The 13075-nt window shown below is 57.5% G+C and carries 9 protein-coding genes; all 9 read right to left on the reverse strand.

The window, feature by feature from the left end:
* Positions 1-167: 167 nt before the first annotated feature.
* Entirely contained in the window at positions 168-2870 is a 2703-nt protein-coding gene (gene acnA / locus AH68_RS06920; protein WP_039198848.1) for an aconitate hydratase AcnA, read from the reverse strand.
* Between the two features lie 69 nt (positions 2871-2939).
* Positions 2940-5426 (reverse strand): HAD-IC family P-type ATPase, encoded by a 2487-nt coding sequence (locus AH68_RS06925; protein WP_039198851.1) that lies wholly within the window; start codon positions 5424-5426, stop codon positions 2940-2942.
* Positions 5427-5562: 136 nt separating this feature from the next.
* Positions 5563-6144, reverse strand: a complete 582-nt coding sequence (locus tag AH68_RS06930) for a type 1 periplasmic-binding domain-containing protein (protein ID WP_039198853.1) — start codon at positions 6142-6144, stop codon at positions 5563-5565.
* 2 nt (positions 6145-6146) lie between these two features.
* A complete protein-coding gene (locus AH68_RS06935; protein ID WP_039198855.1) occupies positions 6147-7412 on the reverse strand; it encodes a class I SAM-dependent RNA methyltransferase in 1266 nt (421 codons plus the stop codon).
* Positions 7412-8158, reverse strand: a complete 747-nt coding sequence (locus AH68_RS06940; protein ID WP_039198858.1) for a DUF3159 domain-containing protein — start codon at positions 8156-8158, stop codon at positions 7412-7414. Before AH68_RS06940 ends, AH68_RS06935 begins: the two co-directional genes overlap by 1 nt.
* A gap of 26 nt (positions 8159-8184) precedes the next feature.
* Entirely contained in the window at positions 8185-9015 is an 831-nt protein-coding gene (locus AH68_RS06945) for a DUF3710 domain-containing protein (RefSeq protein ID WP_039198860.1), read from the reverse strand.
* Positions 9016-9132: 117 nt separating this feature from the next.
* Positions 9133-9993, reverse strand: a complete 861-nt coding sequence (locus AH68_RS06950) for an exodeoxyribonuclease III (RefSeq protein ID WP_039198862.1) — start codon at positions 9991-9993, stop codon at positions 9133-9135.
* A gap of 73 nt (positions 9994-10066) precedes the next feature.
* Positions 10067-12076 (reverse strand): dipeptide ABC transporter ATP-binding protein, encoded by a 2010-nt coding sequence (locus AH68_RS06955; protein ID WP_039198864.1) that lies wholly within the window; start codon positions 12074-12076, stop codon positions 10067-10069.
* 18 nt (positions 12077-12094) lie between these two features.
* Positions 12095-13054: an ABC transporter permease gene (locus tag AH68_RS06960; RefSeq protein ID WP_039198866.1), complete on the reverse strand. Its 960-nt coding sequence runs from the start codon at positions 13052-13054 to the stop codon at positions 12095-12097.
* Positions 13055-13075 lie beyond the last annotated feature (21 nt).

Here is a 13075-nt window from a genome sequence, read left to right on the forward strand (position 1 = left end):
TCGCGCTTGGAAGGGTTCGATCCAGTAAACGCGGTTCCACATACTGCAGATTGCCGCAGCTAGTTGAGCTGCCGTATCAGCGCATGAAATCAACAAAGCCCGTGTCATACTGCATTGCACAGTGTGACACGGGCTTTGTTATTTGCTGATCTCAATCATGTGATTATTTATTTCATGAGATTACGCAGCACATACTGGAGGATGCCTCCGTTGCGGTAGTAGTCGGCCTCGCCTGGGGTGTCGATGCGCACGACCGCGTCGAATTCGGTTGTGGAACCGTCTTCGTGGGTGGCAGTGACATGCACCGTCTTCGGAATAATGCCATTGTTGAATTCTTCAACGCCGGCAATATCGTATGTTTCAGTACCGTCGAGGCCGAGGCTCTCATAGGATTCGCCTGCGGGGAACTGCAACGGCAGCACGCCCATGCCAATCAGGTTCGAACGGTGGATACGTTCGAAGCTTTCGGTGATAACGGCTTTGACGCCCAGCATGACAGTTCCCTTGGCGGCCCAATCACGTGAGGAGCCGGTGCCATATTCCTTACCGGCGAGTACCACCAGAGGCACATCGTGTTCGATGTAGTCTCGGGACGCCTCAAAAATGGTGGTCGGCTTCTGATCGAGGAAATCGTAGGTGAAACCGCCCGGAGTGACCTCTTCTCCCACGGACGCGAGCAACTGGTTGCGCAGTCGGATATTGCCGAACGTGCCACGTACCATGACTTCATGATTGCCTCGACGGGAACCATAGGAGTTGAAGTTCTTCGGTTCAACGCCACGGTCGGTCAGGTACTTGCCAGCAGGACTGGATGCCTTGAACGCGCCGGCCGGAGAAATATGGTCGGTGGTCACGGAATCACCGAGCAGTGCGAGCACGCGGGCGCCATGAATGTCTTCGACGGGATCCGGTGTGGCCTTCATGCCGTCGAAGAACGTCTGCTTACGCACGTAGGTGGAATCCTCATTCCATGCGAACAGTTCGCCTTCGGGAACGTCAAGTCCTTTCCAACGGCGGTCGCCTTCGAATACGGAAGCGTAATCCTTCAGGAACATCTCACGGCTGACGGTACCATCCACCACGGCGGCGACTTCGACATTGGTGGGCCAGATGTCCTTCAGATACACGTCGTTGCCGTCCGCATCGGTACCGAGCGGCTGGGTTTCAAAATCGAAATCCATGGTGCCGGCAAGCGCGTAGGCGATGACGAGCGGAGGGGATGCCAGGTAGTTCATCTTGACGTCCGGGCTGATGCGGCCTTCGAAGTTGCGGTTGCCCGACAGCACTGAGGTGACGGTCAGATCGTTGGCGTTGATGGCTTCGGAGATTTCCGGCAGCAGGGGGCCGGAGTTGCCGATGCAGGTGGCGCAGCCGAAACCGACCAGCTGGTAGCCGAGCGCGTCGAGATCGTCTTGCAAGCCAGCCGCCTTAAGATAGTCGGCCACAACCTGGGAGCCCGGTGCGAGCGAGGTCTTGACCCACGGCTTGGGCTTCAAACCCTTGGCATGCGCGTTGCGTGCAATCAAACCGGCTGCGATCATCACGGACGGATTGGATGTGTTCGTGCACGAGGTGATGGATGCGATTGCCACATCACCGTTGGTGATGTCGAATTCACCACGGAAGTCGGTGGAAACGGCAACCGGCTCCTGCACGGTCTTATCCGTTTCGTACGCGGGCAATGTTTCGGCGAATTTCGCTTTGGATTCAGACAGTTTGATGCGATCCTGCGGGCGTTTCGGGCCTGCGATCGACGGCACGACAGTACCGAGGTCGAGTTCCAGGTATTCGGAATACTGCGGTTCGACGTAGTTTGGATCGGTGGTGTCGCCCCACAGCTTGTTTGCCTTGGCATACGCTTCGACCAATGCGATCTGTTCTTCGGAACGGCCGGTCAAGCGCAGATAGTCGAGAGTGACGCCGTCGATTGGGAAAATGCCGCAGGTGGAGCCGAATTCCGGACCCATGTTGCCGATGGTGGCGCGGTTAGCCAGCGGCACCGAGGCGATGCCATCACCGTAGAATTCCACGAATTTGCCGACTACACCATGCTGGCGAAGCATATCGGTGATGGTCAGCACCACGTCGGTGGCGGTGACGCCTTCAGGAATGGAACCGGTAAGCTTGAAACCGACAACACGCGGCACCAGCATGGAGATCGGCTGTCCAAGCATGGCCGCTTCGGCTTCAATGCCGCCAACGCCCCAACCGAGCACGCCCAAGCCATTGACGGTGGTGGTGTGCGAGTCAGTGCCCACGCAGGAATCAAGATAGGCAAGAGTCTTGCCACCGTTTTCTTCGACCTTGGTCATGATGACCTTGGCGAGATATTCGATATTGACCTGGTGGATGATGCCCGTTCCCGGCGGTACCACGCGGAAGTTCCTGAATGCCTGCTGACCCCAACGCAGGAACTGGTACCGTTCGCCGTTGCGCTGGTATTCGATGTCCATGTTTTGTTCGACCGCGTCGGCGATGCCATACTTGTCGATCTGCACAGAATGGTCGATGACCATGTCGGACTGCACCTGCGGGTTGATGGCCTCCGGGTCTCCCCCAAGATCCTTGACCGCATCACGCATGGTGGCAAGATCCACAATGCAGGGCACGCCGGTGAAATCCTGCATGACCACACGGGACGGGGTGAACTGGATCTCATGGCTCGGCTGTGCAGCCGGATCCCAATCCAACAGTGCCTTGACATGATCATCCGTAATGTTGGCGCCATCGATGTTACGTACCAGGTTCTCGACGAGAACCTTCAACGAATACGGCAGATGATCGATGCCCGGCAGATCTGCGATGCGGTAATATTCATAATCCTTGCCGTCCACCTTCAAGGTGTCGAGCTGGTCGTCGCGCACAGACATGCTACCTCCGAGCTTCTTGGCTGTATAACACAGCTGATTATTCGTTGCCTACGATACAGCCAAGTTAATTCAGCTCTGGCGTGTCTTCTTAAAGTATGGGACAATGCTCAGAATTTTCGGCACCAAACGCAAACACACCAAGAACACGAGCGCCGAAAGCACCATTGCCACCGTCGTCGCAGCCAGCATCTGCCCGGTCGGCACCACCAGCGCGAAGAAATTCGCCACCGGTTTTACGAGCATGCCCCCGAATCCAATTGCGGCAAAGGCCAATACCAATATGCCACGCCACGAATGCAACGGCTTTGCCACCCGCGCAAGCACGAACACTCCCATCATGAGCAGAATAATCGCGTTGATGCCACGCAGCATCGCCAACTGCGCACCCGAATCCTGCACATTCCACTTCATGAATATCGGCAGCAGCCACGACGTGGACAAAATCGACAATCCGACCGCCACACCGCAGGGCACAGCAAAATGCAGCACACGTTTCAGGAATCCTGGAATATAACGACGCGTATTCGGAGCCAACGCAAGAATGAATGCCGGCATGCCGATCGTCAATCCTCCCACATATGTGATGTGGCGAGGCAGATACGGAAATGGTATCTGCGTCAACACCACGCCCAACGAAATCAGTGCGGAATACACGGTTTTCACAAGGAATAGGCTTGCCACACGTTCCATATTGGCCATGACCTGACGCCCCCGCGCCACCACATCGGGCAGATGTGAGAATTTCGAATCGACAAGCACCACCTGCGCCACGGCCTTGGTGGCGGGCGCAGCATTGCCCATCGCAATACCCAGATCTGCCTCTTTGATGGCGAGCGCGTCGTTCACGCCGTCGCCGGTCATCGCCACCACATGCTCACCCGCATGTAATGCCTCCACGATCGCCTTTTTCTGATCGGGCAGCACACGCCCAAGCACATCCACGTTTTCCAGTACTTGTGCCAGTTCCGTAATGTCGGCGGGCAGCTCGCGCGCGTCCATGAATCGTGGTTCATGTTCGCCGGTCAGATGCACTTTTCTTGCAATCGCGCCGACGGTTACAGGATTGTCGCCGGAGATGATGCGGCAACGCACGCCTTGCTCACGGAACCATGCAAGCGTTTCTTCGGCGTCGGCGCGAATATGCTCGGAACAGCACACCAATGCGACAGGGCACGATGCCGGATTGAGTTTTGGATCGGTTTCGTAATCGTCGGGCGCTGCACCGTCGATTCGCGCGACCAGCAGCACACGGTTACCGTCGTTGGCGAGATCATTGACTTGCTTGAGTATGTCGGCATGGTCGCCGTTGATTTGGGAAAGAATGACTTCCGGCGCACCCATCGTCCATACAGCATTGCCGTCATAGATCGAACTCCACTTGCGAGCCGACGAGAACGGTACTCGTGCCTCGACAGTGCCGTCCGCAAATCCCTGTTCCCGTAGTCTAGACAGAATCGCTTGCCCTGTACCGTTGGGCTGTCCTTCGTTCGATAGGTCGAATAGAGCCTGTCTGACGTCATGCTCATTCACGTTGCCGCACATAATGCAGGAGCTTCGAATATCCAGCAATTCCACGGCATCGAGTCGGATGGTGCCGTCGGTGACAGTACCGGTTTTGTCAAGGTTCAGGCAATCCACACGAGCAAGAGTCTCCACGGATTCCAGCTCCTGCACCAGCGTGTTCTTACGTGCCAAACGAATGGCTGCGAGCGCGAAATTCAGCGAGGTGAGCAGCACCAGGCCTTCAGGGATCATACCGACCACACCGGCCACTGCGGAAATGACCGCGGAACGCCATTCGCCGGTCGAAATGGCCACATTCCAGCCGCCAACAGTGCGTGCCTGCGACCAGATGAGCAGTACGCAGAGGGGCACCACCAGGAAGGTCATGAATTTCAGAATCGTGTTGATGCCCTTGTTTAGGTCGGATACTGTTTTCTTGTAGACCTTCGCCTGTGCAGTAAGTTTGGCCGCGTAACTGTGCTCTCCTACGGCGGTGACTTTCACTAATGCCATGCCGGAGATGGCGGTGGATCCGGAGAAAATGTCGCAGCCTTCGCCTTTGCGTACGGTCCGTGATTCGCCGGTAAGCATGGATTCATCCAGTTCCAGTCCCCAAGTGTGCACGATCTGCGCGTCCGCGGGTACCTGTTCGCCGGAGCGGATCCACATGAGATCACCGAGCACGATATCGTTGTGCGGTACTTCAACGTCTTTGCCGTCGCGATGCACAAGGTAATCGGAGGCCACCAGAATCGATAGTTTGTCAAGCGTGCGTTTGGCTTTCAGTTCGGTACAGATGCCGATGCCGGTATTGATGATGATGATCAGACCAAATACCGCGTCTTTCCACGACCCGGTGATCAGCACCATGACCATGGCGACGAAAATGATGCCGTTGAACAGGGTGAACACGTTGGCTCGCACAATGTCGACAAGAGAACGCGAGGTCGATGCTTTGACCGCGTTATTCAGTCCGCTTTCTCTGAGGGCAATCACTTCGCCTTGTGTTAGCCCCGTCTCTTCGATGGGAGGCATTGTTCGACTTTCGCTCATAATTGCCAGCCTACCGTCACAGTCCCGTTTTCTGGTCAACTTCTTGTGAAACACAGGTAAAAATCAGGGAATTTTCAGGGTACTCGCCGAGCACTGATTTGGCATCCATCTCACGCAAACAGAGCACAGATTCATGTCAGCGGTCGATTGTAGTCACCAGCATCTCACGGTCGTGGGGATCGTTGTTGGCTACGGCCACGACCGCGTCGTCGAGCGTTGTCGCGTCGGTCATGCGGTCGTTGATGGTCATGGTCACCGCATACAGTTTGTTGTCTTTCGGCACGGCGATAGGATTGAGAAGCGCCACTGGAACTCCCGCTGTTCTTGCGGCTCCCAAAGCATCATTCCAGTTTTCGGCATTGGCTTCGTCCACGTCGATTCCTGCGATGATAATGAGGTCGGCCTTTCGTTGCGCCATATCACGCACGCCTTGCTGTGCGGTGGATTGCGCGTCCACAGTGCCTGAGACGGTAATGTACACCGGCTTGAGTTTACCGGATTCCATGGCATCCATTGCCATGGAATCGGCGGTGACATCATCCGATCCGATCATGGCGATGGACAGGCTGTCACGATCCTTCATGGAGTGCGCCACCGCAGTATCGGGAGATTGCGTATCCCCCACCGCGGCATTCGACGGCACGCAACCAGATAGCGCCGTGCAAGACAACGCAATCACGGTCATTCCACAAAACGCACGACGTGCGAATAACGGCATGCTCACTGCTCGTGCTTTCTGAACAGCGCCACAGTTTCCACATGATGGGTCATAGGGTAAATGTCGAACGCGCGGATATCCGCCAATTCGTAGCCAAGTGACACGAGGGTGGCGGTGTCTCTGGCGAGGCTTGCCGGATCGCATGCGATATAGACCGCGCTTTTCGCTTCAGCTTCGGCAATCTGCCTACACACTTTCGCGCGAGCGCCGGCACGGGGCGGATCAAGCACCACCACATCTGGCTTGGCGAGATCATTGCGCACGTTGGCAAGTGTTTTCGCCACATCGCCCACACGCGCATCGACGTTGCCCAGATGAATGCGTCTCAAATTACGTTGCGCGTTCCTTACCGCGGTTTTACCGCCTTCGACGCTCAACATGCGAGTGCGCTCTGCCATCAGCGTGGCCAACGGCAGTGTGAACAGACCCGAACCGGAATACAAATCCCACAGGCATGCGGATTTGGCACCGTCAAGCTCGCCGCGTACCAAATCAATCACATGGTTGGTCAAAGCGATCGGCGCATGCCTATGCATCTGCCAGAAACCGCCTGCATCCACGTTGTATTCGAATTCATGGCCGGTAACAGTCACCTTTTCCGTAAGCTCACGGCTTCCCGCAACCACCTCGCCGTTCACAAGCACGGCGTAATTGTTTGAAATCGGCGCATTATCACGAGGTTCCGGAACGGATAGACGAATCTGGGAACCCGGTTCGAAGCTCCCTTCCCACACATGCTCACGTTCGGCCACTTCCAGCAACGTACGGCTGGCCAACGGCATGGTATCAATCGGAACGCGCACATGCGTGCCTCGACGGTGCATCGACAGACGCCCATCAGCATCAGCAATCATCTCGATACGAGTACGCCAATGCAGACCTCGCTCCGCATCGTCTTCCGGCATACGCTCAATAGGCACTTCCACGTCGACATGGCCAAGTCTTGCCATCTGTTCGGCCACCGACGCGGCTTTCCACTTCAGTTGCCCGGCAAGCGACACATGCACCAGATCAGCGCCGCCGACACCACCGCCCATGGCAAGGGGGCCAGCTAACGACCATATTGGATCAGTACGGTCTTCGCTCGCTTCGAGCACCTCCACCACTTCACCCGTCCAGAAGCGATCCTCACGATCATGCGGCTCGTCCAATGCGACACGGACCAGTTCGCCCGGCAATGCGAATCGCACAAACACAACACGTCCGTCAATATGACCGACGCAACGACCCTGGTCGGCGTACCGTTCAACGCGGATGGTCGATTCCATCAGTGCCCTTCCCTCATTTCGGTAGTTTGTGCTGCCTCAGCATCGTCTTCAGAAACTTCCTGCATCATCTTATGTCGGTGCATTGGCGTCGCCACGATCAGATACGAGACCCAAATCGCGAGCGCCCAGAACGGAATGCCCATCAGCAGACGCGCCGTTCCCAGCCAGCCGACATGATTGCCGAGATAAAGCGGCACCTGCACAATCAGACGCAGCGCGAACACCCCGATCCACAGTGCGGTGATGATGGTATAGGCGCGATTGAGTGCCCTGTCACCTTGCCAATCGGCAAGCCATGCACGAAAATGTTCAGTCGGTAACGTTCGGATGAACTCGATGACCAATCCTAAGCCAGGCACTCGGGCCAGCAGTGAAATCGTCAGCAAAACAACATAAAAGGCGTTGGTGAGGAATCCGAACATGTAGTAGTTACGTGCCTCGTGACTGTTCCATGCCCAAATCAGGCAGATACCTACTGCCAGCAAGCCTGATACCGCTCCCATGACGGACTGCCGTTGGCACAGGCGCACGATCACCTGCAGCACGGCCAACGCGGCGGACACGCCGATGGTCAGTTGCAAATTGGACGTGATGACGAACAGTACCACGAACACGACGCCCGGCAGCATCGATTCGATAACGCCTCTCGGACCGCCGATGGCGTCGATCACGGAAAAATCGTCAGTATTACCGGCGTCGGCAAGCGCACCAAGACCAGTTCGTTTTTTCGCTTCGGTTTCAGCCATATGTATTAGCTATCGGTTCAAGCGGCTCAGCGCACTTCGGAGAACATCGGTCCACGAGACAGCGTGGTCTTGACCTCAACCTGCTGGTCAGAGTCGAATGGACCCTTCGGTTTGCCTGGAATCTCAGTCTTCTGCTCAGCCTCTTCCGCAGCTGCCTTTGCCGCCTTGCGTTCGGCCGGAGCGACCGGCGGATGCATGGGAATAAGGTCGCGCGGCGCCAACGGATCATCGCCTCGTTCCACCACAATATCGGCGAAGAACTGGTTCAATGCCTTTGCTTCCTCACCCTCAGGATCGGTGGCAGCCTTGCCGGAGAAGATGCCGCGCAGCATCCAACGTGGGCCGTCGACACCTACGATGCGAGTAAGCACCTTGCGTCCACCCTTGACGGTAACCGGCAATGCCAGTTCGGTGCCGAACACGCCTTCGACTTCCTTCGCGTCCTTGTTGGCTTCAATCAGGTCGGCACGAACGTCATCCCATAATCCGAGCGTCTTCGGTGCCGCGAATGCCTCAATCTCCACACTGGAGGAACCGTAGGTGATGGTGGTGCCAAGAACCTGCTGGGTGGCACGGTTGGCCTTCACTCGCAATTCAATGCCCTTCAGGAAAGGCAGATAATATGATCCCATATCGAGGTACTCGTCGTAGTCGGGAACGTTCTCATCTTCCACATCCCACGGACCACGCTCGTCACCACGGCCCTCGTATTCAGCGGAAGGCTCCGGAAGCGCCACGACTTCCTGAGCTTCGTCAACATTTTCAGCTGCGTCAACAGCCTCTTCGTTTTCTTCGGCGGCCGCTTCAAGAGCTTCCTTGCTCTGATGCTTCTTCTTACCGAATCCAAACAATCCCATGATGTTCCTCATTTCATAACGTTTGCAACCGTGACTAGCCTAGCACCCATGCTTAATATGGGCTGGGAATCGGGGTGTGATATTCCAATTCCCAGTCTGTTCACGGTAAAAAGTGGCTTAAATGTCATACATAATGCTGAGCGGCGCATGATCGGACCAGCGCAGGTCGTAGGTCGGAGCCTTATCGATCACGAATCCGCAGGCCGTTTCCGCCAGTTCCGGTGTTGCGAACTGATAGTCGATCCTCCAGCCAACGTTGTTGTCGAACGCGCGGCCACGCTGGCTCCACCAAGTGTACGGCCCTTGAATGTCTCCGGATAAAGAGCGCATCACATCCACAAACTCCAGTTCACCCAGCCACTTGTCCACATAGGCACGTTCCTCGGGAAGGAATCCGGCGTGCTTCTCATTGGCTTTCGCATTCTTGATGTCGAGCGGAGTGTGCGCGATATTGAAATCGCCACAGAGCACCGCCTGTCGGCCACCATGCGCCGCTTCGTCACGCAGCTCGCCCATACGTACCAGCATGGTGTCAAGGAAACGGTACTTCTGTTTCATTTTCTCCGGATCATCGGTATTGCCGGCATGCACGTACACGCACACGACGGTAATGACGTAGCCCTGTGGGGTTTTGATATCTGCCTCGATCCAACGACCGGAATCGACGTCATCGTCCAGTCCCGGCAGTCCGTAACGTTTGTCGATGACCGGCAATACGGATAAAAGGCCGACACCGGCACGTCCTTTGATACGGCAGATCTCATTCATGCGATTGAGTTCGCTTTGGTCATCGACGCGTCCGGCGGTCGCGTATTCGAAACCGAATTCGTCGAAGATGGGATCGATTTCGTTTTGCGGAGCACGTACCTCCTGCATGCACCATACGTCCGGCGTGTTTTTCGCAGCCCATTGCTCGACGCCTTTGCGTTTCGCCGCGCGGATTCCATTCACATTCGAAGTCGTGATTGTGATCGTCATAGCGTCTTAGAGTAGCCGGAATACAAGAAAACCTCCCTCAGAGGGAGGGAGGTTTTCCAGACGGCGGACGCGATCAGTCAAGTCCGAGCTGCAGCTTGCCGCCCGGGATGGCGTCCAGCAGATCGCGAGTGTACTGCTTCTTCGGATGGTCGAAGACCTCGTCGGTGGTGGCGTGTTCCACCAGCTTACCGTGCTGCATCACCACGACTTCGTCGGCGATCTGGCGTACCACCGCCAGATCATGGGTGATGAACAGGTAGCTCAGTCCCTTTTCCGCCTGCAGGTCGTTGAGCAGGCGAAGCACCTGGTCCTGCACCAGCACGTCTAATGCGGAGACGGCTTCGTCGCAGACGATCACATCCGGGTCGAGGGCCATGGCGCGCGCGATGGCGATGCGCTGCCTTTGGCCGCCGGAAAGCTCGTTCGGGTAACGGTTCATCACCGATTCCGGCAGTTCCACCATGTCGATGAGTTCACGCACGCGCTTGGCACGACTCTTCTTGTCTCCGATGCTGTGGATGCGCAACGGCTCCTCGATGGACCGGTAGATGGAGTACATGGGGTCGAGCGATCCGTACGGGTTCTGGAATACCGGCTGCACGTGACGTCGGAAGTCAAGCAGCTCTTTGCCTTTGAAGCCGGAGATGTCCTTGCCGTCATAGGTGACGGTGCCGGCGGTTGGTTCGAGCAGCTTCAGCACCATGTTGGCCACGGTGGACTTGCCGGAACCGGATTCGCCGACGATGGCCAGCGTGGTGCCCTTCTTGATGGAGAAGCTCACATCGTCGACCGCCTTGAACATCTCCTTCTTGCGCGGCAGCTTGAATTCCTTGGTCAGGTGGTCCACCGTGATGATGGCTTCGCCCTTCTTCAGGGAATCCTCGTTCACCGCGTGTTCCATGACCGCGGTGGCATCGCCGCCATGCTCCTTGACGGAGATGATGCGCTGAGAGGCCAAGGACGGCGCCGCGGCGACCAGACGCTTGGTGTATGGATGCTGCGGATGCTGCAGCACTTCCAGGGAAGGACCGGATTCCACGACCTGTCCCTTGTACATGACCACGATGTGCTGGGCGCGCTCCGCAGCCAGACCGAGATCGTGGGTGATGAACAGCACCGCGGTTCCCAGGGAATCGGTCAGCATGTGCAGATGGTCGAGGATCTTCTTCTGCACGGTCACGTCGAGCGCGGAGGTCGGCTCGTCGGCGATGAGCAGTTCCGGACGGCAGGCCAGACCGATGGCGATCAACGCGCGCTGGCGCATGCCGCCGGAGAATTCGTGTGGGAACTGGCGGGCACGGGTGGCGGCGTCAGGCAGGCCGGCCTCGGACAGCAGACCGGCGATGCGGTCGTCCATGGTGGAGCCGACCACATATTTCTTGGCGATGTACCATGCGTCATCGTCCTTCACACCGGCTTTGATCAGGCCATCGGCCACACGCCAGCGGGTTTCGGATCCCGGAACCCATTCCTCGGCGAACCGGGCCATGATCTTGTCAAGTTCGTCACCGCTCTTGCCGATCTTGACAAGAGCTTCCTTGGCTGCGGCGGTCAGAGCAGGCAGTTCCTTGGAGCCGAGGAAGGTCTCGTCGTCATTGCCCTTGAGCTCCACTTCGTCGCCGGCCAAAGCCTTGGCGAATTCGGAACGCTTTTCGTGGTCGATGTCCATGTTGTTGGCCACCAACGCTTCCTTAACCTGGGTGCCGATGCGCCACACCGGGTTCAGGTTGCTCATCGGATCCTGCGGGACAAGACCCATTTTGCTGCCACGGAGCTTGTCGAAGTCCTTCTGCTTGAGGCCGGAGATCTCCTGTCCATCAAGCTTGATGGAGCCGCCGACAACATGGCCGGTTCCCGGAAGCAGGCCAAGCACGGCCATGGCGGAGGTGGACTTGCCGGAACCGGATTCGCCGACAATGGCCACCCACTGGCCGGGATACACGCTGAAGGACGAGTTGCGCACGGCGTGCATGGCCTTGCCTTCATCGGTGGTGAAATCGACCTGAAGGTTCTTGACCTCCAACAGCGGCCCGTGGGCGCGCTGCATGGCCTCGAGGTTGTTCTCGGTATTCATTTCAATCATCGAATTCCTCACTTACTCTCAGGCTGTACGGCTCTTCGGATCGAGCGCGTCCTTGACCGCATCGCCCATCATGATGAACGCGAGAACGGTGATCGCCAGCGCCGCGGACGGGTAGAACAGCACCATCGGGTCGGTGCGCAGAATGGACTGCGCGCTGGAGATGTCGCCGCCCCAGCTGACGGTGGTAGTCGGCAGACCGATGCCGAGGAAGCTCAGCGTGGCCTCCGAGACGATGTAGGAGCCGAGGGATGTGGTGCCCACAACGATGATCGGCGCGAGGGAGTTCGGCAGAATGTGGCGGAACAGGTTGCGCATCGGCGTCGAGCCCAACGCGGTGGACGCGGTGTTGAATTCCAGATTCTTCGATTCCAGCACGGCGCCTCGCGCGATGCGCGCGGTGCCGACCCAGCCGAACAGGGCGAGGACCAGAACGACCTTCCAGATGGAATCGTTGGTGCGGAACATCTGCAGAACGACGATCGCGCCCAGCAGCATTGGTAACGCCATGAAGATATCGACGATGCGGCTCAGGATCGCATCCACCCGGCCGCCGAAGAAGCCGGCGATGGCGCCGATCAGCGTGCCGACCAGCACCACCAACAGCGTAGACAGGATGCCGACGCTCAGTGAGGTGCGCGTGCCGTAGACCACGCGGGTGTACACGTCGCAGCCCTGCACGTCGAATCCGAACGGATGGCCCGCGGAGGCGGGCTCCAAGGAGTTGTCGAGCGTGCAGTAATTCGGATCCTGCTTGGTGAACACGCCTGGGAACAACGCCACGAACACGATGAACAGGATCAACAACCCGGAAATAATGAACAGCGGGTTTCTGCGCAGCGTGCGCCAAGCATCGGCCCACATGCTGGTGGCGGGAACGGAGTCGTCGACGTTGTCGACGCTCTGCAACGGGGTCTCCTCGATCGGGGCGACGTAGCGTTCCTGCCCGGGAAGGGCGGTCATTGTTTTCTCATCAGTCATGATAGTTGCGACTCCTTCCCT

The sequence above is a fragment of the Bifidobacterium catenulatum PV20-2 genome, assembly GCF_000800455.1.
GTDB lineage: Bacteria > Actinomycetota > Actinomycetes > Actinomycetales > Bifidobacteriaceae > Bifidobacterium > Bifidobacterium kashiwanohense_A.

Coding starts and splice junctions, on each gene's coding strand:
- acnA (WP_039198848.1), bottom strand. CDS start 2,870: ATGTCTGTGCGCGACGACCAGCTCGACACCTTGAAGGTGGACGGCAAG.
- AH68_RS06930 (WP_039198853.1), bottom strand. CDS start 6,144: ATGCCGTTATTCGCACGTCGTGCGTTTTGTGGAATGACCGTGATTGCG.
- AH68_RS06925 (WP_039198851.1), bottom strand. CDS start 5,426: ATGAGCGAAAGTCGAACAATGCCTCCCATCGAAGAGACGGGGCTAACA.
- AH68_RS06960 (WP_039198866.1), bottom strand. CDS start 13,054: ATGACTGATGAGAAAACAATGACCGCCCTTCCCGGGCAGGAACGCTAC.
- AH68_RS06945 (WP_039198860.1), bottom strand. CDS start 9,015: ATGGGATTGTTTGGATTCGGTAAGAAGAAGCATCAGAGCAAGGAAGCT.
- AH68_RS06935 (WP_039198855.1), bottom strand. CDS start 7,412: ATGGAATCGACCATCCGCGTTGAACGGTACGCCGACCAGGGTCGTTGC.
- AH68_RS06955 (WP_039198864.1), bottom strand. CDS start 12,076: ATGATTGAAATGAATACCGAGAACAACCTCGAGGCCATGCAGCGCGCC.
- AH68_RS06950 (WP_039198862.1), bottom strand. CDS start 9,993: ATGACGATCACAATCACGACTTCGAATGTGAATGGAATCCGCGCGGCG.
- AH68_RS06940 (WP_039198858.1), bottom strand. CDS start 8,158: ATGGCTGAAACCGAAGCGAAAAAACGAACTGGTCTTGGTGCGCTTGCC.